We start from the raw sequence: 17,725 nt of genomic DNA, 5'->3' as shown, positions 1-17,725 counted from the left end.
ATGCTAGATCAACCAGGCGGTGGTGTCCCGGGGGATGCGGTCGCCGGTCAATGGGCCGCTGGCCAGCAGGATCTCGCCGGGTGGGAGGGGTACCGGGTCGGGGCCGAGGTTGGTCACGCAGGTCAGGCCGGAGTCGCGGGTGAAGGCCAGGACGTGCGGGCCCGTGGGCAGCCAGGTCAGGGTGCCGTCGCCGAGCAGTTCGTGGCGCAGGCGCAGGGCCGCCCGGTAGAGGGAGAGCATCGAGCCCGGGTCGCCGGTCTGGGCCTGCGCGGTCAGGGGCGCCCAGTCCGCCGGCTGGGGCAGCCAGGTCGGGTGGCCGCCGAAGCCGAACGGGGCCGACTCCCCCGACCACGGCAGCGGGACGCGGCAGCCGTCCCGGCCCCGGTTGGCGCCGCCGGAGCGGGCGTACATGGGGTCCTGGCGGGCGGCGTCCGGCAGGTTCTCGACCTCTGGGAGGCCCAGTTCCTCGCCCTGGTAGACGTAGACGCAGCCGGGCAGGGCCATGGCCAGCAGCGCCGCCGCCCGTGCCCGGCGCATCCCCAGCTCCGGGTCCGAGGGGGTGCCGTGCAGGGCGCCGCCGTGGGCGAAGGTGGTGTCGGCTCTGCCGTACCTGGTGACGGGGCGGGTGACGTCGTGGTTGGACAGCACCCACGTCGGCGGCGCGCCGATGGGGGTGTGCGTGGCGAGGGTCAGCTCGATGACGCGGCGCAGTTCCGCCGGCTCCCACGGGCAGGACAGGAAGTCGAAGTTGAAGGCCGTGTGCAGCTCGTCCGGACGCAGGTAACGGGCGAAGCGCTCCTGGTCGGGCAGCCAGACCTCGCCGATGAGGATGCGGTCGCCGTACTCGTCGGCGATCTCCCGCCAGCGCCGGTAGACGTCGTGGACGGGGTCGAGGTCCTGCCAGCGCTCGGCGTCCTTGAACAGCAGGGCGGCCGAGTCGACGCGGAAGCCGTCCACGCCGCGCTCGAACCAGAAGCGCAGCACGTTCTCGAAGTCGGCGTGCACCTCGGGTGAGTCCCAGTTGAAGTCCGGCTGTTCCGGGGCGAACAGGTGCAGATACCACTGCCCGTCGGCCACCTGTGTCCACGCCGGGCCGCCGAAGATCGACTGCCAGTCGTTCGGCTCGTCGCGGAACCAGAACCGCTCGCGCGTCTCCGGCGCGGCCAGCGCCTCCTTGAACCAGGCGCTCTCGGTGGAGCTGTGGTTGGGCACCACGTCGATGATGACCTTGATGCCCAGCTCGTGCGCGTCGGCGATGAACTTCTCCGCCTCCTCCAGCGTGCCGAAGACCGGCTCGATCCCGCGGTAGTCGGCCACGTCGTAGCCGCCGTCGGCCATGGGCGACGGGTACCAGGGGTTGAGCCAGATCGCGTCCACACCGAGGTCCTTCAGGTACGGCAGCCGCCCCCGCAACCCGGCGAGGTCGCCCACGCCGTCCCCGTTGCCGTCGGCGAAACTACGCAGGTAGACCTGGTAGATCGCGGCCCCCCGCCACCACGCTTGCGACATGTGGTTACCCCTTGATGCTTCCGGCGGTGAGGCCCGCCATGATGTGCCGCTGGAAAAGGAAGAACACGATGACGGTCGGGATGCTGGCGATCACCAGACCGCCCATGATCGCGTTCTGGGTCACCTGGCCGGCCGTCTGGGACAGGCCGACGGAGACCGTCATCTTGTCGCTGTCGGACAGGACGAGGAACGGGTAGACGAAATCCCTGAAGACGTTGACCACGGTGAAGATGGAGACGACGCCGAGGATGGGCCGCGAGACGGGCAGCACCACCGACCAGAGCACGCGCGCCGCTCCGGCCCCGTCGATCTCGGCGGCCTCCAGCAGTTCGCGCGGGATCGAGTCGAAGAACCGCTTGAGCAGGAAGATGTTGAACCCGTTGACCGCCGCGGGGAACCAGATGGCCCACGGCGTGTTGAGCAGGCCCAGGTCGACGACGGTGACGTACAGCGGGATGAGCACCACCATCGGCGGGATCATCAGCGTGGCCAGCATCGCGCCGAGGATAAAGCCGCCGAACATCGGCCGCAGCTTCGACAGCGCGAACGCGGCGGTGACGTCGATGACCATGGTGAAGGCCCAGGCGCCGAGCGCGTAGACGCCGGTGTTGCGCAGGAGCGTGCCGATGTCGAACAGCTCCCAGGCCTCCAGGAAGGCGTCCAGGCTCGGGTCGGCCGGGAAGAACGTGGGCGGCATCTGGGCGATCTCCTCGCCCGTCTTCATCGCCCCGGTGATCATCCAGTAGAGCGGGAAGACGAAGGCGAGGGTGAAGGTGACCAGGACGGTCACCAGCACGAGCCAGTAGACGCGCCTGCCCCAGCGGGAGCCGAGCTGCAACGGAGAGATGATCGTGCGGGTCATGGGCGGTCCTGGCGGTTCAGCCGCAGCTGCACGGCGGCGAAGGCCAGCAGCACGAGCATGAGCATGAGGCCCAGCGCGCCGCCCGCGCCGTAGTTGCCGCCGTAGACGAAGGCGTACTGGTACATGAGGTAGGCGACGGTGAGCGTGGCGTTCTCCGGTCCGCCGAGCGTGAGCATGAACGGCTCGATGAACACCTGCATCGTGGCGACGACCTGCAGCATCAGCATGAGCAGCAGGATCAGCTTGGTCTGCGGGATCGTGACGTGGCGGATGCGCCGCCAGACCCCGGCGCCGTCGAGCTCGGCCGCCTCGTACAGCTCGCCGGGGATGTTCTGCAGCGCGGCCAGGTAGATGAGCGTGCCGCTGCCCAGGTTCATCCAGGTCGAGACGATCACCAGCGAGATCAGCGCGGTGCCGGTGGAGTCGAGCCAGGCCAGCGGTGGGATGCCGGCCACGTCCAGGATCTGGTTGAACAGTCCGGGCCCCGGGTCGAAGAACCACCGGAACATCAGCACCGACACGATCGGCGGCAGCATGACCGGCAGATAGACCACGAAGCGCAGGTACGCCCGCGCGTGCCGCAGTTCGTTGAGCACGATCGCGATCACGAACGGCACCACGTACCCGCACAGCAGCGCCAGGACGGTGAACTCCAGCGTGTTGAGCCACGCCTCGCCGAAGGCCGGGTCGTCGGCCACCGTGCGGAAGTTGTCCAGCCCGACCCAGGTCGGCGCGTCGATCAGGTTGGTCTGCTGGAAGCTCAGGATGAACGTGCGCACCATCGGGTACCACGCGAACACCGCGAAGCACGCCAGCGCCGCGCACAGGAACCCGTAGGCGGTCAGGTTGCGCCGGATCGAACGGCCGAGCCGCGACGGCACGCGTGCCCGCCGCCGCGCCCCGGCATCCGCGATCAGCATCAGCTCTTGGCCAGGACGGCGTTGGCCTTGCTCTCCGCGTCGGCGAGCAGCTTGTCCACGTCGGCGTCCTTACGGCTGAGCACCGCGGACATGGCCACGTCCAGGATGGCGTAGAGCTCCTGCGCCTTCGGCGGCTCCAGCTTCGGCGGCACCGCGGCCGACCCTTCGACGAAGGGCGAGAAGTTCTCCACCGGCAGCGTGGCGTGCTGCTTCTGCAGCTCGGCGATCTTCTTGCCGGACGGCGAGTCGCCGAACAGCGAGTTGTTGGGCAGACCGACCGGGTTGCCGATCGTCTTCGCCCGCGCGTAGTCGAAGGCTCCCTGGCCCGGCGTGGTCCAGTAGAAGTCGATCCAGCGCAGGCCGGCCTTCGCCTCCTCCGGCGTGGCCTTCGGGTTGATCATGAAGCCTTCGCCGCCGCTCAGCGAGGCCTTGGCCTCGGGGAACGGGGCGATGCCGTAGTCGGCGATCTGCCCGCCGAACTTGTTGACCAGGTCGGGCACGACGTCGGGGGCGCCGAGCATCATGCCGGTCTTGCCGCTGCCCATGGCCTGCATCAGCGACTCCCAGCCGACCAGCAGCTTGGTGCCCATGCTGTTGTCGCTCCAGCGCAGGTCCTTGAGGAACTGCAGGACGGCCTTGCCCTCCGGGCTGTTGAAGGCCGCCTGCTTGCCGTCGGGCGTCACCATGTCGCCGCCTCGGCCGTAGATGGCCTGGTTGAAGTGCCAGCCGCCGGTGTTGCCGCCGCTGTACTCGCCGTACCCGACGTAACCGGCGCCGATCCCGGCGATCTTCTTGGCCGCCTCGCGGACCTCGGCCCAGGTCTTGGGCGGGCTGTTCGGGTCGAGTCCCGCCTGGGTGAACAGCTTGCGGTTGTAGACGAGGCCGACGCTGTAGGTGCTGGTCGGGATGCCGTAGACCTTCCCGCCCGCGCTGTAGGGGGTCATGGTGGCGGGCGAGAAGTCGGCGAAGTTCTTGATCTCACCGGTGAGGCTGGAGATGTCGAGCGCCTGGCCCTTGGCGATCACGTCCTGGGTGTTGGTCACCGGCACCCGGAAGACGGTTTCCACCTGGCCGCCGGCCAGCTTGGGGCCGAACGTCTTGGGGTCGAAGCACGGCTGCTGGTCCGTGCTCACGACCGTCACGTCCGGATGCGCCTTCTGGAAGGCGGCGACGTCGTCGTCCCAGACCTTGCGGTTGCGCGGGTCGCTCTTGGCCGGCTGGCACGCCACCTTGATCGTCACCTTGCCGCCCTCGGTCTTCGTGGCGGGTGTGGACGTGCCACATGCCGTTGGTCCCGCAAGCCCCGTGATGAGGAGCAGTGCCAGGGCTCTGCGATTGCTCTGCATGGATCTGACCCTTCTGGTGCGATCCCTGTGGTGTGGCCCACACGATAGGTTCGCGAACAGAAGGCTGCAACAACTCGACAGATATACGCAAGATAACGATTAGGCGCGGGCGGTCGACGACCTCACCACGAGCTCGGGCTCGAACAGCAATTCGTCGGCGGGCACGGCCGCCTTGCCGATCTGCGCGACCAGCAGGTCGACCGCCGCCCTGCCCATCGCGTCGATCGGCTGGCGGACCGTGGTGAGGGGCGGATCGGTGCAGTTCATGAGCGCGGAGTCGTCGTAGCCGATGACCGAGACGTGCCCGGGCACCGACAGCCCGGCCCTCCTGGCCGCGCGCACCGCCCCCAGCGCGAGCAGGTCGCTGGCGCACACGATGCCGGTCACCTCGCGCCTCACCAGCCTGGCGGCGGCCGCGTGCCCGCCCTCCAGCGAGAACATCGTCTGCTCGACCAGCTCGGGGTCGCCTCCGCTCGACAGGAACACGGCCAGCTTGCGCCGCGAGGGCATGTGGTCGGCGGGGCCGAGCACCATGCCGATGCGCTCGTGGCCCAGCGCCCGCAGGTGGGCGAGCGACATCTCGGCGGCCACCGTGTCGTCGCAGGAGACCTGCGGGAACCCCAGGTGCTCGACGGCGGCGTTGACCAGCACGGTGGGCAGCTTGCGCTCCAGGATCAGCTCGTAGTGCCCGTGCGCGGCGTCGGCCTGCGCGTACAGGCCGCCGGCGAAGACCACGCCGCTGACCTGCTGTTGCAGCAGCAGATCGACGTACTCGGCCTCGGTCACCCCGCCGACCGTCCTGGTGCACAGCACCGGCGTGAACCCCTGCTGCGCCAGCGCCCCGCCGACGACCTCGGCGAAGGCGGGGAAGATCGGGTTCTGCAGCTCGGGCAGGACCAGGCCGACGAGCCTGGCCCGGTCGCCCCGCAGCTGGCTCGGCCGCTCGTAGCCGAGGACGTCGAGGGCGGTCAGGACCGCCTCCCGCGTTGCCTCCGACACCCCGGGCTTGCCGTTGAGCACACGACTGACCGTCGCCTCGCTCACTCCGACCTTCTTGGCCACCTCTGCCAGTCGTCGCGTCATGCGCAAATCATACGACTATCAACGCAAGAAATTACACTGGCTTGCGCTCACTTACGTAGACGTCATCCTAGCGGCGGTGGCGCAGCACCAGGAGGTCGGCCGCGGCCACCAGGGCCACGAACCCGGCGATCGCCGCCTCCCAGCGCCAGACCTCCTCGCCGGTGCTCATCGCGCGCAACAGGCAGAAGATCGCCAGTGCCGCGCCCACGACCAGCGCGACCACCGACAGGATCCGGCGGGCGCGCACCGGGCTGCGCGCGCTCAGCGGCTCCGTGCCCTCGCGGTTGCGCAACCACATGATCGGTCTCCTCTCAGGCCAGGCACCTCAGTGCCTCGGCGATCCGCGGGTCGGTCCGTCCGTCCGGGCGGCCCACGGTCGCGTTGACGAACTCGGGGTAGGACAGGGTGGCCTCGTGGCCGCCGGCGTTCACCCAGATGTGGTCGGCCGGCTGCTCGACCTGGATCTTCGCGTCGTGCTCCCCCAGGGCGAAGCGGCCCACCGCGACCCGCCAGAGCGTCCTGCCCTCGGCCTCCTCCTCCGCGACGGGCGCGCCGACGTCGTCGGCGTGGGTGGCGTACTCGGAGTCGTAGTGGAAGGCCTGGTCGCCGACGGGATAGGGGCCGGCGAGAGTGTCGAGCGTCGCGTCCCGGCCGAGGGCGCGCATACGGGCGCGGGTCTCGCCGTTCTTCTCCCGCCATTCGGCCAGGACCCCTGCCAGAGGTACGGCGCGGCGCTGCCGTACACACCACTCGTTGAAGTCGTTGAAGCCGGTGACGCCCTCGCCCGCCAGGCGGGTCATGAGCTGCTGCACGGTGCCGTCGAGTGCGGCGTGGTTGTACAGCTCCTCCCCGGCGAGGTGGCCGAGCACGTCGCGCACCGACCATCCGGCGCAGCGCGAGGGCCGATCCCACCCGGCAGCGTCGAGGCCGGAGAAGAACGCGTCCAGCCGCGCCGCCTCGGCGTCGAAGATGTCGAACGGGTCGAAGTCTTTCAGCAGCTCCATACCCTTTAGCTACCGCGCTGAGGCCGCCGTGAACATGCGAGAGCCCGGCCCCTCGCGGGACCGGGCTCTCAGATGGTGCTAAGACGTGCTCGCTACCAGCGGACGACGCGCACGTAGTCGCGACGGCTCTCCGAGCCCTTCAGGTCGTCATCGCCCTTGAAGACGGCCTTGTAGGTGCCGGACTTCCATGCGCGCGCCTTGGCGTAGAACTTGCCGCCCCAGGAGGTGCGGTCGGAGGCGACCCACTTCCAGGTGCTGTAGCCGTTGGCGCGGTAGTAGATGTGGACCTTCTCGCCGCGGGCGCCCTCCCAGCCGCCGTCGTTGACCTGCAGACGACCGTTGAAGTGGACGTACTTGCCCTTGCGGACCTTGTAGGGGTCGGCGTTGAACCGGGTGATCCGGGTGTCGGCCTTGCCCTCTTCGATGTCGACGGAGAAGAAGGCCTTGTCCTCGGCGACCTTCTTACCGTCCTTGTTGAACCCCTCGGCGATGGCGCTCCACTTGCCCTCAGGGTCGTTGCTGTTGAAGCTGACGGCGAAGCGCCAGCTCTCGCGGGTGACGGTCTTCTCGCTGAGGGTGCGGAAGCTCTCACCCTCGGGCTGGACCTTCACCACGACCTTGTCGACGTCGGAGGTGGCGTCGACCCTGATGAACGCGTCCCGCTCGCCGCCCTTGGGGACGACGACCGGGTTCGGCGAGATGCTCTGGATGTCTACGTCGGACGTCTTCTGCTGGGCGGAGGCCGCGCCACCGCTCAGCAGCATCGCTCCGCCGACCATGGCGGAGATGACGCCTACTGCGATCTTCTTCATGAGGGTGCTAATCCTCTCCCCGTTCTCTGGAGCCGGCTCGGGATAGCCAGCTCCTCTACTACTTTGAGGCACCGGGAGTGGAAAAGGTTGTCTAAAGTTACGAGAAATATTTGATCACGGTCCCGACCAGGGGTAAAGCGCAGAAATCCGTTATGTGCGGCTACAGTCAGGCTCCATGACCGATGTCTACACCCTGGGCGCCGTCATGGGTGTCGTCTCCAGCGGCCGGGTCCGCCACGACAACGAGGCCAGACTCGACGTGTGCGGGCCGGAGTTCTCCCTGGCCATAGGCCTGTCTCGGCTCGGGCACCAGGTGGCCTTCCTCGGCAAGGTGGGCGCCGACGAACTGGGCGCGCGGGCCCTTTCCGTGCTGCGCGGGGAGGGCGTGGACATCGCCGACACCCGGGTGGACGACAGCGCCACCACAGGGCTGCTGCTGAAGGAGTCGCGGGTCGGATACCCCGGCCTGACGTCCTACTACCACGGCGGTTCCGCCGGCACCCGTCTGTCGCCGGGCAACGTCCCGATCGACCGGATCGGGGCCGCGCGGCTGCTCCACATCACCGGGACCACCGCGGCGCTCGGCCGCGACTGCCTGGAGGCGGTGCGCATCGCGGTCACCGCCGCGCGCAACGCCGACGCCCTGATCTCCTTCGCCGTCACCTACCGGCCCTCGCTGTGGCCGTCGGTACGCGAGGCGGAGGAAGTCCTGAGCGAGCTGGCCCGCGCCTCCCATCTGCTGTTCGTCGACCAGGACGAGCTCGACCTGGTCAAGCCCGCGCTCACGCCCGAGCGCGAGGTGGTGGTCAGCCGGGGCGCGAAGGGCTTCAGCGTGCGCGCCGACCGGATGCGCTACGACGTGCCGCGCACGCAGGTGCCGATCGTGGACGTGGCCGGGTCGGAGGAGGCGTTCGCGGCCGGTTACATCTCGGCCGCCCTGGACGGGCTCACCCCGCCCGAGCGTCTGGCGCGCGGCAGCATGCTGAGCGCGGCGGCCACGACCGGTGCCAGCGAGTGGCAGACGCTACCGGCCCGCGCCGACCTGCCGCGCTTCAACGCGGGTACGGCCCAGGCGGGCGCGGGCTGAACGGCCATCCTCACTTGTCGCCATAGCGCTGCCTGAAGCGCTCGACCCTGCCGGCGGTGTCCAGGACCCGGCCGCGGCCGGTGTAGTAGGGGTGGCTGGCGGAGGAGACGTCCACGTCCACCACCGGGTAGACGCGGCCGTCCGTCCACTCGATCGTCTGGGCGCTGGTCCTGGTCGATCGGGTGAGGAAGGCGTAGTCCGCACTGTTGTCGCGGAAGACGACCGGACGGTACTCGGGGTGCAGGTTCTTCTTCATGGCCGCCTCAACCATGTGGCAATGGTTTTCATTCCCTGGCTTCGGGGTCGAATCCGAGCACGGTCCTGCCGCCGTCCACCGGGACCGTCGCGCCGTTGACGAACGACGCCTCCTCCGACAGCAGGAACGCCACGACGGCGGCGATCTCATCCGCCCTGGCCACCCTGCCCACCGGGTGGAGGCGGGCCATCTCGCGCTCGATCTCCGGGGTGGCCATCTGGTCGTAGCGGCCCGTGGCCACCGAGCCGGGGGCCACGGCGTTGACCCGGATGCCGTGCCTGCCGTACTCGACGGCCAGGGATCTGGTCAGGCCCTCGATGGCGGCTTTGGCGGTGGCGTAGGGGAGGGCGCCGGGCACCGCCCTGGTGGCCTGGTGGGAGGTGAGGTTGACGATGGCGCCGGCCGTACCGGATCGGAGGAAGGTCTGGACGGCGACGGCGCAGCCGACGACGGCGAGGTCGAGGTTGGCGGCGATCAGGCGGCGCACGCGCTCGACGGGCGCGTCGTGGAGGGAGGCGTCGCCGAAGACGGCCGCGTTGTTGACCCAGCCGGCCAGCGGGGCCGCCCGGCGGGCCGCCTCGCGCGCCACCTGCTCGTCGGCGGCGTCGCCGAGCACCGGGATCACGCGGTCGTCGTGCCGTTCCGGGGGTTCCCTGTCGATGACGACGACGGGGCCGGGCAGGCGTTCGGCGATGGCGCGCCCGATTCCCTTGCTGCCTCCTGTTACGACATAGCCCATAGGTGATGCATATCACCACATAGCGTGATTATTCGGGGGAAGGGTCTGGGGTGTGATCGTGGAGGATCGGCGTGGGTCTCCTCCGCAGGGGATGCGGATGGTCGCCGCTCTGGCGATCACGCAAACCGCTGGCTTCGGCGTTCTTTATTACGCTTTTTCGGTTTTTATCATGCCGATGTCGCGGGAGCTTGGGGCGGGCGTGCCGCAGCTCACCGGGGCGCTCACCCTGTCCATCCTGCTGTCCGGGCTGGTGGCGCCGCTGATCGGCGGCTGGCTCGACCGGCATGGCGGGCGCGGGCTGATGACGCTCGGCTCGGCCCTGGGCGCGGGCGCGCTGCTCGCCTGGTCACAGGTGCAGAACCTCCTGCAGCTCTATCTCGTCTGCGCGGTGCTCGGGGTCGCGTCGGCCATGGTGCTGTACGAGGCGGCGTTCGCGGTGATCGTCGCCTGGTTCGACGCGGCGCGGCGGCCACGGGCGCTGCTGGCCGTCACGATCGTCGCGGGGTTCGCGTCCAGCATCTTCCTGCCGGTCACAGGCCTGCTCGTCGAGCGTTACGGCTGGCGCGCCGCCCTGGTCGTCCTCGCGGTGGGGTACGGGCTGCTGGCCGTACCCCTGCATTGGCTGACCGTGAGGAAGCGCGCGGCGGAACGCCCGCCGTCCTCGCGCGCGGCGGTCGGCGCGGCCCTGCGCGAACGGCCGTTCTGGCTGCTGGCGCTCGCCTTCCTGGCGCAGACCGGCGCGGTGTCGGTCATGGGCATCCTGCTGGTCACGTACCTGATCGCGCTCGGCCACTCCCCCGTCTTCGCCGCCGCCGTCGCGGGCCTGCTCGGGGTGCTCTCGGTGACCGGCCGCGTGGTCACGACCGGCCTGCAGGGCCGCTTCCGGGTCGCGCCCGTGGCCGCCGTCGTCTTCGCGCTGCAGGGCTGCGCGGCGTTGCTGCTGCCGATCGCCGGCCGCAGTGTGGCCGGGGCGATCGGCGCGGTGGTCCTGTTCGGGCTGGGCTTCGGCGTCGCGACCATCGCCCGGCCCGCGCTCCTGGCCGAGAGGTACGGCACCGCCGCCTACGCCTCCATCAGCGGCGCCCTGGCCTTACCGATCACCGTGGCCAAGGCGGTGGCGCCCCCGATCGCGGCGCTGATGGGCTTCCCCGTGGCCATGATCGCGGTCGCCGCCTGCTGTCTCACGGGGACTGTCGGCCTGATCGCCTACGATCGCCTTGTCTCACCGGGACCGTCGGGGCCTGATCGCCGACGATCGCCGTGGGCGAACGTCCTGCCCCGTCCCCCCTCGCCACGTAAGGTAGCCGCATGGATACGCCCCTGGAGGTCCTGCACCGCGTCTTCGGCTACGACTCCTTCCGGCCAGGCCAGCAGGAGATCATCGAGCACGTGGTCGCGGGCGGCGACGCGCTCGTCCTGATGCCGACCGGCGGCGGCAAGTCGCTGTGCTACCAGATCCCCGCCCTGGTCCGCCCGGGCGTGGGTGTGGTGATCTCCCCGCTGATCGCGCTGATGCAGGACCAGGTCGACGCGCTGACCGCGCTGGGCGTCCGTGCGGGCTTCCTCAACTCCACCCAGGACTTCGACGAGCGCCAGCGGGTGGAGGCCGCCTTCGTGGCGGGCGAGCTCGACCTGCTCTACCTGGCCCCTGAGCGCCTGCGCGTCGACTCGACGCTGCGCCTGCTGGAGAAGGGCGAGGTCGCCCTGTTCGCGATCGACGAGGCCCACTGCGTCTCCCAGTGGGGCCACGACTTCCGCCCCGACTACCTCATGCTCTCCGGCCTCCACGAGCGCTGGCCCGACATCCCCCGCATCGCCCTGACCGCCACCGCCACCCCGGAGACCCACGCCGAAATCTCGGCCCGCCTCGGCCTGGAACAGGCCCGGCATTTCGTGGCCAGCTTCGACCGGCCCAACATCCAGTACCGCATCACCGCCAAGAGCGAGCCGAAGCGGCAGCTCCTCGACTTCATCCGCACCGAGCACCCCGACGAGGCCGGCATCGTCTACTGCCTGTCGCGCTCCTCGGCGGAGAAGATCGCCGAGCACCTCTCCGACCACGGCATCGCCGCCATCCCCTACCACGCGGGCCTCGACACCCGCACCCGCGCCCTGCACCAGTCGCGCTTCCTGCGCGAGGAGGGCCTGACCGTGGTGGCCACGATCGCGTTCGGCATGGGCATCGACAAACCCGACGTCCGCTTCGTCGCCCACCTGGACCTCCCGAAGTCACTGGAGGGCTACTACCAGGAGACCGGCCGGGCGGGCCGCGACGGCCAGCCGGCCACCGCGTGGATGGCCTACGGCCTGCAGGACGTCGTCCAGCACCGCCGCCTGGCGCTGGAGGGCGACGAGGCCCACCGCCGCCGCCAGGCGCTCCACCTGGACGCCATGCTCGCCCTGTGCGAGACCGTGACCTGCCGCCGCGTCATGCTCCTCGACTACTTCGGCGAAAAGGGCACCGCCCCCTGCGGCAACTGCGACACCTGCCAGACCCCGCCGGAAACCTGGGACGCCACCGTGCCCGCCCAGAAGGTCCTGTCCACAGTGCTGCGGCTGGCCAGGGAGCGCGGGCAGAAGTTCGGCGTGGGGCAGGCGGTGGACATCCTGCTGGGCAAGAAAACGGCCAAGGTCGAGCAGTTCGGCCACGACTCGCTGACCGTCTTCGGCATCGGCACCGAGCTCACCGGACCGGAATGGCACGGAGTCGTCCGCCAGCTCCTCGCCCAGGGCATCCTGGCCGTCGAACCCGCCTACGGAGCCCTGGTGCTGACCGACGAGAGCGCGGGGGTGCTGCGCGGCCAGCAGAAGGTCAGCCTCCGCCGCGACCTCAAGCCGCGCACCCCGTCCCGCTCGGGCGGCGGCTCCTCGAAGTCCCGCGAGGTGGTGGACCTCACGCCGGAGGCGGCTCCCCGGTTCGAACGGCTGCGGGCGTGGCGTGCCGCCACGGCGAAGGAGACGGGGGTCCCGGCCTACGTCATCTTCCACGACGCGACCCTTCGCGAGATCGCCACCCGCAACCCTGCGACGTTGCCGGAGCTGGGGACGGTCAGTGGGGTGGGCGAGAACAAGCTCGCCAAGTTCGGCCCCCAGGTCCTCGAAACCCTCAACTCCTAAGGGCATGGTCCTCGCGCGGGGGCGCTACGCACCAAGGGGCTCGGGCAGTGACAGCGGGGGCGAGCCCCCGCGCCCCCAGCGAGAGACCTCCGGCCCCTCGCGCTCCCCGGGTCGTGAGCCGGTCAGCCGGAGTCCATACCCACCCGGCTGAGTAACTGTTGGCCGAAGCCTGGGTTGGGACCGAGACGGCCTCGGCCCAAGAAAGAGCGGCTCGGCGAGTGGGTCTGAGGGCGAGCGTCATGAAGGCCTCGGGATGTCGTCGCGGATCTCCCAGCGGATGCGCAGGCGGAACCAGTGCAGCAGCGCGATCGTCTGCGTGGGGCGATGGGGGCACGGGCATTGGGCTGTTCGCGGCGCGGGGGGGTGGAGCTGGGGTGGGTAGCGTGCCGAGGGTTCGGTTAGGGGTGGGGGGTGGAGCTGGGGTGGGTTGTGTGCCGAGGGTTCGGTCAGGGGTGGGGTGGGGCTTGGGTGGTAAGGGTGCGAATTCGGGTGGCGGCCTGGTCGGCTATCTGGTGGCCGGGTGGGCGGGTCACCAGGTCGCTCAGGGCGAACATGTCCAGGACCCAGCCCAGGTACTCCCAGCCGTCCGGGTGGTGGCTGCCGAAGGCTTCGCGGAAGGCATTGACGAAGTCCTCGGGGTAGTCGGCTGCGAAGCGGGTCATGTTGGCGGCGTCGCCGTACGGGGAGCCTGAGTAGCTGAACTCCCAGTCCAGGATGGCGGCTACCTGCCAGGTACCGCCTGGCCGGGTGACCAGGATGTTCTTGGGGTTGATGTCGGCGTGGACCAGGTGGGACTGGGCGTCGATCTCGCTCAGGGCCGGGGCGTGGGCTGTGCAGAGGGAGAGCCAGGCTTCTCTCGTGGCGGGGTCCAGGCGGTGCCCTGCCGCGGCCATGCAGGTGGCGGCCATCGCTGGGAGTTGTTCCGACCATGCGGACTCTGGGGGGATGGACAGGTTCGCGTCGGAGAAGAAGCCGGGGCGGTCGAAGGTGACTGTGGCGATCTGGGCGACCACTTCGCCTACCTGGTGGCCCAGTTCCTTCATGGCTGGTTCGGTGAAGGCTTCGCTCAGGGGGATGCCGGGGACGTATTCCAGGATCATGGCCCCTGGCAGCACGTGGAGGACCTCGGGGACGGGGACCTGGTCGCGGGCCACCGCCATCACCGCCGCTTCGATGGCCGGGTCGGGGCCGCCCAGCCGTACCACCACCTGGCCGTCGGGGAGCTCCAGGAGGCAGGTCTCGTGTGAGAAGCCGCCTGCCAGCGTTGACACCGATGTCACCGGGCTGCCCAGGGCCTCGGAGACGCGGCGGAGGTCTTCTGCGCGCATCGGGCCAGTATCCAGGCTCCGTCACCGCGCCATAGCCGCCGCCCGTCCCTCCACCCGCCCGTCGCCGCCGTCCGCCCGTCCCTCCACCCGCCCGTCGCCGCCGCCCGGCCGTCCCTCCACCCGCCCGTGTCCGCGCACCTGGCCGCGTCCGCCTTCGCCCGACCGTCGCCACCGCCCGACCGTCGCCTTCGCCCCAACCGTCGCCTTCGCCCACCCGTGTCCGCCGCCCACCCGTGTCCGCCGCCTGGCCGTGTCCGCCGCCTGGCCGGGGGCGACGGGCGGGTATCCGGCCGGGTGTGTGGTCTGCTGGGCCGCTGTCAGCCTGCCGTCATCTCGTCAGCGGGCTCCTCCCTGGCCGGGGCTGTTGGGCCGTCTCATGTTCTCCGGGTCGTGCGGGAGAGGGTGGGGGCTCCGGCGGGAGGTGGGCTTGCTCGCGGACATGGCGTACTCCTGTTCGCCATGTCTGTGACGAACAGGAGTACAGAGGGGTCAGCTGTAGGTGTCGGCGAGGAAGGTCTTCCAGGTTCGCTCGGTCTCCTTGGTGTCGTCGGTGCCGAACAGGTGGACGGCCATGTCCACGCCGCCGCCCATGCCGTCGCCCATGCCGTGGAAGCGGTAGAAGGCGTCAGCGGTCCGTACGCCGAACATGAAGCCCTTGTCCCCCAGGATGACCACGTAGTCCACGACGCCTTCGGCTCCGTCGGGCGTCAGCCGTACCCGATCGCCTTCCGCGGGGGCGGCGGGGAGGTTGAGCGCGGCGCTGAACCTGGGCCAGAGGTCCTTCTGGCCCTTGGGGCCCTCGGCCAGCGCGTAGACGGCGGTGCGGCCGGGGAAGTGGAGGAGGTACTGGGAGAGGGTGTAGAAGTACTGGTCCCAGCCGGTGTTGAGGCTGGAGACGTACTCTTCGCCCCAGCCTTCGCCGAGGTGGCCGGAGTGGATGAAGCGCAGGACCGTGGTGTCGCCGTCGCGGCCTTCGATCAGGTACTCGTAGGCCTGGAAGGTGCCGTCCTCGCCCTCGGCGCTCTTCACGGCCAGGCGGTTGGGCGGGTCCCAGCCGGTGATCGTGGATTCTTCGGTGACGCCGGGCACGTCGAGTCGCATGACGCCGCCCACTCCGGGCTCGACGGCGAAGGGGAACAGCCACGAGCTCAGACCGGGTCCGGTGGCAATGGCGTCCCAGACCTGCTCGGGGGTCGCCCGCAGTTCGGTGTCCTTCTGGATGGAGAAGTCCTTACCCATGCTCTTGCTCCTTGACGACGGGGTGGACGGCGATCAGCAGCCGGTGATCGCGTCCTTCTTCGGTGTGATATTTGCTGATGAGGACGGCGACCGAGGTGGCCAGTTCCTCGGCGAACGCCGCGCGCTCGGCGGCGGAGGCGAAGCGGACCTCGCCGTCGATGGCGAACGTGGCGAGCCGCTTCTTGGCCTTGGCCGCGCCGGTGATCAGCTCACCGAGTTCGCGGACGAGCCGGGCGCCGAGCGCGAGGAGCCAGCGGGCCGACAACTGATCGGGCGCGCGGGCGGGATCGGGCTGTACGGCGCCGAGCGCGCTGGGCGAGATCACGTACGACGCGGCGGAGGCCCGCATGACGCGTTCGGTGAAGTTGCCCTTCTTGCGTTCCTCGACGAGTTCGACGAGGCCGTGCTTCTCGAGTGTCTTGAGGTGGTAGTTGACTTTCTGCCGGGCGAGGCCGACCTTCGCGGCCAGTGTGGTGGCCGATCCGGGTTCGGCGAGAGCGGCCAGCAGCCGGGTGCGCATCGGGTCGAGCGACGCCTCGGCCGCGGCCGGATCTTCGATCACCGCGATGTCGTGCATGCCTCCAGGCTGCCCTTGAAAAATAAAACTGTCAAGCCGACCTGCCGAGGAACGCCAGCAACCGATCGGAAGAACGCGCAGGTGAGGCGGGCCGTACCGGAGCATGGAAGCGGTGCGGCCGGTCATCGTCGTCCACGAACGCCAGCGCGAGATCGAGCAGCGCGGCGGCCAGCGGCTCCGGCACGGGACGGGCGTGGCCGCAGGCGGCGGCGACGTCCCAGCCGTGGACGGCCACCTCGATCGCGCCGACCCCCGCCACCGCCTCGCGCGCCAGCCACGCGTCCCCGACCGCGACCTGCGAGCAGCGGGACACGGTCGGCCAGGCGCCGAGCAGGCGGCACGCCCTGCGGCGCAACATCGCGACCGGATCGCCCTCGCAGCCGGTGGGCCGCAGCGCGACGTGGCCGAGGTCGGCCGCCTCCGCGAGCGCGAGCAGGGAGTCGTTCATGTGGTCGAGCAGCGCACGCAGATCCCACCGTGCGCAGGGCGTCCGGTTGCCCAGCAGCTCAGGTCCGACCAGGACCAGGCTGCCGAGGGTATAGCTGACGGCTCGTTCGAGCAGGACGGCGCTCACACAGGGATAGACCCGGCCCCGCCGGGGAAATCATCGCCACCCGAACACGGCGAACGGCTCCGCACGCCCGATCGCGGCCAGTGCGGCGGCCGGATAATCCACGGTGTCGGCGGGCAAATCGGCCAGCAGATGCCAGCCGATGGCCGAGCACTTGTGCGGCTCGGCGTTGTACGGCTCGCCGGCCCACTCCCCGGCGGCGAAGAACAACCCGACCCGGTCGGGCGAGCGGTGCATCACGTGGACGAACCGCAGCCCGGCGGCCTCGATCGTCACGCCGACCTCCTCGCGCGCCTCCCTGATCGCGCCCTCCACGACCGTCTCGCCCGGCTCCAGGTGCCCCCACTGGCCGTCGCGGTAGCCGGTGTTGGCCCGCCGGATCAGCAGCACCTCCTCCGGCGGACGCAGGAGCAGGACGTGCACGTCCACGATGGCCCGGAATCGATCCACGAGGTCAGGGGAGGATCCGGTCCACGAAGGCGGTGACCTCACCCAGGACCTCGTCCCTGTTGGTCTCGTTGAACACCTCGTGCCGGGCGCCCGGGTAGACGCGCTCGCCGAAGTCGGCGCCCTTGATCGCCTCGACGCCGCCCCGGCTGCCGCTGAGCGGGACGAGCTGGTCGTCCTCGCCGTGGATCCACAGCGTGGGCAGGTCGCCGAGCGAGCCGCCACCGGCGATCTGGCCGAGGCTGCGGGCGAAGGCCTGCAACGTGGGGCGTTTGAACGGGCCGTGCCAGACGAGCGGATCCTCGGCGTACGCGGCGCCGACCGCCGGGTCGCGCGAGAGCGTGGCGGGGTCGATCGGGATGTCGGGCAGGTCGTCCATGGCGAGCAGGACGCCGATGACGTCCCAGGAGCCGATCACCGGGCCGGACAGCACGAGCCCGGCCAGGTCGGCGCCGTAGCGCTGGGCGTAGCGGGCGGCGATCATGCCGCCCATCGAGTGGCCGATGACCACGACGGGCAGCCACGGGTGGTCGGCCCTGGCGCGTTCTTCCAGCTGGTGTACGTCGGTGACGACCTCTTCGAAGTCGTGGATCAGGACGCGTTCGCCCGACGAACGGCCGTGTCCCATGTGGTCGACGGCGTAGCAGGCGGCGCCGTGCCGTACCAGGTGGGCGGCCACGTGTTCGTAGCGGCCGGAGTGCTCGCCGTACCCGTGGACGAGGAGGGCGACGTAGCGCGGCGAGGGGTGGGGCCAGTGGCGGGCGGTGAGGGGCCCGCGCGTGCCGGTGAAGGTGATCTCCTGCGCCTCTGACATGCGACCTCCACCGT

Annotated in this window: 19 protein-coding genes; 3 read left to right on the top strand and 16 right to left on the bottom strand. The window is 70.2% G+C overall.

Features of this window, described 5'->3' with window-relative positions; all coding sequences use genetic code 11:
• Nucleotides 1-3 precede the first annotated feature (3 nt).
• The 8 genes from ACIBKY_RS06165 to ACIBKY_RS06130 all read right to left on the bottom strand — a co-directional run bounded on the left by ACIBKY_RS06165 (nucleotide 4) and on the right by ACIBKY_RS06130 (nucleotide 7,536).
• Nucleotides 4-1,509: a glycoside hydrolase family 13 protein gene (locus tag ACIBKY_RS06165; RefSeq protein WP_397094819.1), complete on the bottom strand. Its 1,506-nt coding sequence runs from the start codon at nucleotides 1,507-1,509 to the stop codon at nucleotides 4-6.
• A gap of 4 nt (nucleotides 1,510-1,513) precedes the next feature.
• Nucleotides 1,514-2,371 carry a carbohydrate ABC transporter permease gene (locus ACIBKY_RS06160; protein WP_397094818.1) on the bottom strand — a complete coding sequence of 286 codons (858 nt, stop codon included), beginning with the start codon at nucleotides 2,369-2,371 and terminating at the stop codon, nucleotides 1,514-1,516.
• The gene (locus tag ACIBKY_RS06155; protein ID WP_397094816.1) at nucleotides 2,368-3,291 is read right to left on the bottom strand and encodes a carbohydrate ABC transporter permease; all 924 of its coding nucleotides are present in this window, start codon (nucleotides 3,289-3,291) and stop codon (nucleotides 2,368-2,370) included. The genes ACIBKY_RS06160 and ACIBKY_RS06155 overlap by 4 nt, the downstream gene beginning before the upstream one ends.
• Entirely contained in the window at nucleotides 3,291-4,637 is a 1,347-nt protein-coding gene (locus ACIBKY_RS06150; protein ID WP_397094814.1) for an ABC transporter substrate-binding protein, read from the bottom strand. Before ACIBKY_RS06150 ends, ACIBKY_RS06155 begins: the two co-directional genes overlap by 1 nt.
• 99 nt (nucleotides 4,638-4,736) lie before the next feature.
• Complete coding sequence (locus tag ACIBKY_RS06145; protein WP_397094813.1) at nucleotides 4,737-5,720, bottom strand: LacI family DNA-binding transcriptional regulator; 984 nt, start codon at nucleotides 5,718-5,720, stop codon at nucleotides 4,737-4,739.
• 67 nt (nucleotides 5,721-5,787) lie between these two features.
• Nucleotides 5,788-6,018 carry a DUF6343 family protein gene (locus ACIBKY_RS06140; RefSeq protein WP_397094812.1) on the bottom strand — a complete coding sequence of 77 codons (231 nt, stop codon included), beginning with the start codon at nucleotides 6,016-6,018 and terminating at the stop codon, nucleotides 5,788-5,790.
• Between the two features lie 13 nt (nucleotides 6,019-6,031).
• Nucleotides 6,032-6,724, bottom strand: a complete 693-nt coding sequence (locus ACIBKY_RS06135) for a maleylpyruvate isomerase family mycothiol-dependent enzyme (RefSeq protein ID WP_397094810.1) — start codon at nucleotides 6,722-6,724, stop codon at nucleotides 6,032-6,034.
• Between the two features lie 92 nt (nucleotides 6,725-6,816).
• Complete coding sequence (locus ACIBKY_RS06130; protein ID WP_397094808.1) at nucleotides 6,817-7,536, bottom strand: hypothetical protein; 720 nt, start codon at nucleotides 7,534-7,536, stop codon at nucleotides 6,817-6,819.
• 175 nt (nucleotides 7,537-7,711) lie between these two features.
• On the opposite strand from ACIBKY_RS06130, the gene ACIBKY_RS06125 reads away from it, so the two are divergent.
• On the top strand, nucleotides 7,712-8,623 hold the full coding sequence (locus ACIBKY_RS06125; protein WP_397094806.1) for a sugar kinase: 912 nt from the start codon (nucleotides 7,712-7,714) through the stop codon (nucleotides 8,621-8,623).
• Between the two features lie 10 nt (nucleotides 8,624-8,633).
• Here the strand turns inward: ACIBKY_RS06125 and ACIBKY_RS06120 are convergent, their stop codons facing one another.
• Nucleotides 8,634-8,879 carry a type B 50S ribosomal protein L31 gene (locus tag ACIBKY_RS06120; protein WP_397095456.1) on the bottom strand — a complete coding sequence of 82 codons (246 nt, stop codon included), beginning with the start codon at nucleotides 8,877-8,879 and terminating at the stop codon, nucleotides 8,634-8,636.
• 28 nt (nucleotides 8,880-8,907) lie between these two features.
• Nucleotides 8,908-9,618 carry an SDR family NAD(P)-dependent oxidoreductase gene (locus ACIBKY_RS06115; RefSeq protein ID WP_397094805.1) on the bottom strand — a complete coding sequence of 237 codons (711 nt, stop codon included), beginning with the start codon at nucleotides 9,616-9,618 and terminating at the stop codon, nucleotides 8,908-8,910.
• Nucleotides 9,619-9,709: 91 nt separating this feature from the next.
• Between ACIBKY_RS06115 and ACIBKY_RS06110 the strand changes: the two genes are divergently transcribed.
• Together ACIBKY_RS06110 and recQ are read left to right on the top strand one after the other, a co-directional pair.
• The gene (locus ACIBKY_RS06110) at nucleotides 9,710-11,038 is read left to right on the top strand and encodes an MFS transporter (protein WP_397095454.1); all 1,329 of its coding nucleotides are present in this window, start codon (nucleotides 9,710-9,712) and stop codon (nucleotides 11,036-11,038) included.
• Nucleotides 10,927-12,735 carry a DNA helicase RecQ gene (recQ, locus tag ACIBKY_RS06105; protein ID WP_397094804.1) on the top strand — a complete coding sequence of 603 codons (1,809 nt, stop codon included), beginning with the start codon at nucleotides 10,927-10,929 and terminating at the stop codon, nucleotides 12,733-12,735. Before ACIBKY_RS06110 ends, recQ begins: the two co-directional genes overlap by 112 nt.
• A gap of 446 nt (nucleotides 12,736-13,181) precedes the next feature.
• Here the strand turns inward: recQ and ACIBKY_RS06100 are convergent, their stop codons facing one another.
• The 6 genes from ACIBKY_RS06100 to ACIBKY_RS06075 all read right to left on the bottom strand — a co-directional run bounded on the left by ACIBKY_RS06100 (nucleotide 13,182) and on the right by ACIBKY_RS06075 (nucleotide 17,711).
• Nucleotides 13,182-14,063, bottom strand: coding sequence for a phosphotransferase family protein (locus tag ACIBKY_RS06100; RefSeq protein ID WP_397094803.1), 882 nt, complete (start codon nucleotides 14,061-14,063; stop codon nucleotides 13,182-13,184).
• 489 nt (nucleotides 14,064-14,552) lie between these two features.
• Nucleotides 14,553-15,302, bottom strand: a complete 750-nt coding sequence (locus ACIBKY_RS06095) for an SRPBCC domain-containing protein (protein ID WP_397094802.1) — start codon at nucleotides 15,300-15,302, stop codon at nucleotides 14,553-14,555.
• Entirely contained in the window at nucleotides 15,295-15,879 is a 585-nt protein-coding gene (locus ACIBKY_RS06090; protein WP_397094800.1) for an ArsR/SmtB family transcription factor, read from the bottom strand. The genes ACIBKY_RS06095 and ACIBKY_RS06090 overlap by 8 nt, the downstream gene beginning before the upstream one ends.
• 31 nt (nucleotides 15,880-15,910) lie before the next feature.
• Complete coding sequence (locus ACIBKY_RS06085) at nucleotides 15,911-16,453, bottom strand: TIGR03086 family metal-binding protein (protein ID WP_397094799.1); 543 nt, start codon at nucleotides 16,451-16,453, stop codon at nucleotides 15,911-15,913.
• Between the two features lie 30 nt (nucleotides 16,454-16,483).
• Nucleotides 16,484-16,900, bottom strand: coding sequence for an NUDIX domain-containing protein (locus ACIBKY_RS06080; protein WP_397094797.1), 417 nt, complete (start codon nucleotides 16,898-16,900; stop codon nucleotides 16,484-16,486).
• A gap of 4 nt (nucleotides 16,901-16,904) precedes the next feature.
• On the bottom strand, nucleotides 16,905-17,711 hold the full coding sequence (locus ACIBKY_RS06075; RefSeq protein WP_397094796.1) for a lysophospholipase: 807 nt from the start codon (nucleotides 17,709-17,711) through the stop codon (nucleotides 16,905-16,907).
• Nucleotides 17,712-17,725: the final 14 nt, after the last annotated feature.

Source organism: Nonomuraea sp. NPDC050394, from assembly GCF_044459065.1.
Lineage (GTDB): Bacteria > Actinomycetota > Actinomycetes > Streptosporangiales > Streptosporangiaceae > Nonomuraea.
Note: the sequence above shows the minus strand (reverse complement) of the source record. Positions and strands in the feature narration are given on the sequence as shown.

Excerpts from the sequence above, each read along its gene's own strand:
- ACIBKY_RS06090 (WP_397094800.1), bottom strand. The coding sequence starts at position 15,879 with ATGCACGACATCGCGGTGATCGAAGATCCGGCCGCGGCCGAGGCGTCG.
- ACIBKY_RS06125 (WP_397094806.1), top strand. The coding sequence starts at position 7,712 with ATGACCGATGTCTACACCCTGGGCGCCGTCATGGGTGTCGTCTCCAGC.
- ACIBKY_RS06135 (WP_397094810.1), bottom strand. The coding sequence starts at position 6,724 with ATGGAGCTGCTGAAAGACTTCGACCCGTTCGACATCTTCGACGCCGAG.
- ACIBKY_RS06110 (WP_397095454.1), top strand. The coding sequence starts at position 9,710 with ATGCGGATGGTCGCCGCTCTGGCGATCACGCAAACCGCTGGCTTCGGC.
- ACIBKY_RS06155 (WP_397094816.1), bottom strand. The coding sequence starts at position 3,291 with ATGCTGATCGCGGATGCCGGGGCGCGGCGGCGGGCACGCGTGCCGTCG.
- ACIBKY_RS06150 (WP_397094814.1), bottom strand. The coding sequence starts at position 4,637 with ATGCAGAGCAATCGCAGAGCCCTGGCACTGCTCCTCATCACGGGGCTT.
- recQ (WP_397094804.1), top strand. The coding sequence starts at position 10,927 with ATGGATACGCCCCTGGAGGTCCTGCACCGCGTCTTCGGCTACGACTCC.
- ACIBKY_RS06095 (WP_397094802.1), bottom strand. The coding sequence starts at position 15,302 with ATGGGTAAGGACTTCTCCATCCAGAAGGACACCGAACTGCGGGCGACC.
- ACIBKY_RS06160 (WP_397094818.1), bottom strand. The coding sequence starts at position 2,371 with ATGACCCGCACGATCATCTCTCCGTTGCAGCTCGGCTCCCGCTGGGGC.
- ACIBKY_RS06165 (WP_397094819.1), bottom strand. The coding sequence starts at position 1,509 with ATGTCGCAAGCGTGGTGGCGGGGGGCCGCGATCTACCAGGTCTACCTG.
- ACIBKY_RS06115 (WP_397094805.1), bottom strand. The coding sequence starts at position 9,618 with ATGGGCTATGTCGTAACAGGAGGCAGCAAGGGAATCGGGCGCGCCATC.
- ACIBKY_RS06140 (WP_397094812.1), bottom strand. The coding sequence starts at position 6,018 with ATGTGGTTGCGCAACCGCGAGGGCACGGAGCCGCTGAGCGCGCGCAGC.
- ACIBKY_RS06120 (WP_397095456.1), bottom strand. The coding sequence starts at position 8,879 with ATGAAGAAGAACCTGCACCCCGAGTACCGTCCGGTCGTCTTCCGCGAC.
- ACIBKY_RS06130 (WP_397094808.1), bottom strand. The coding sequence starts at position 7,536 with ATGAAGAAGATCGCAGTAGGCGTCATCTCCGCCATGGTCGGCGGAGCG.
- ACIBKY_RS06075 (WP_397094796.1), bottom strand. The coding sequence starts at position 17,711 with ATGTCAGAGGCGCAGGAGATCACCTTCACCGGCACGCGCGGGCCCCTC.
- ACIBKY_RS06100 (WP_397094803.1), bottom strand. The coding sequence starts at position 14,063 with ATGCGCGCAGAAGACCTCCGCCGCGTCTCCGAGGCCCTGGGCAGCCCG.
- ACIBKY_RS06145 (WP_397094813.1), bottom strand. The coding sequence starts at position 5,720 with ATGACGCGACGACTGGCAGAGGTGGCCAAGAAGGTCGGAGTGAGCGAG.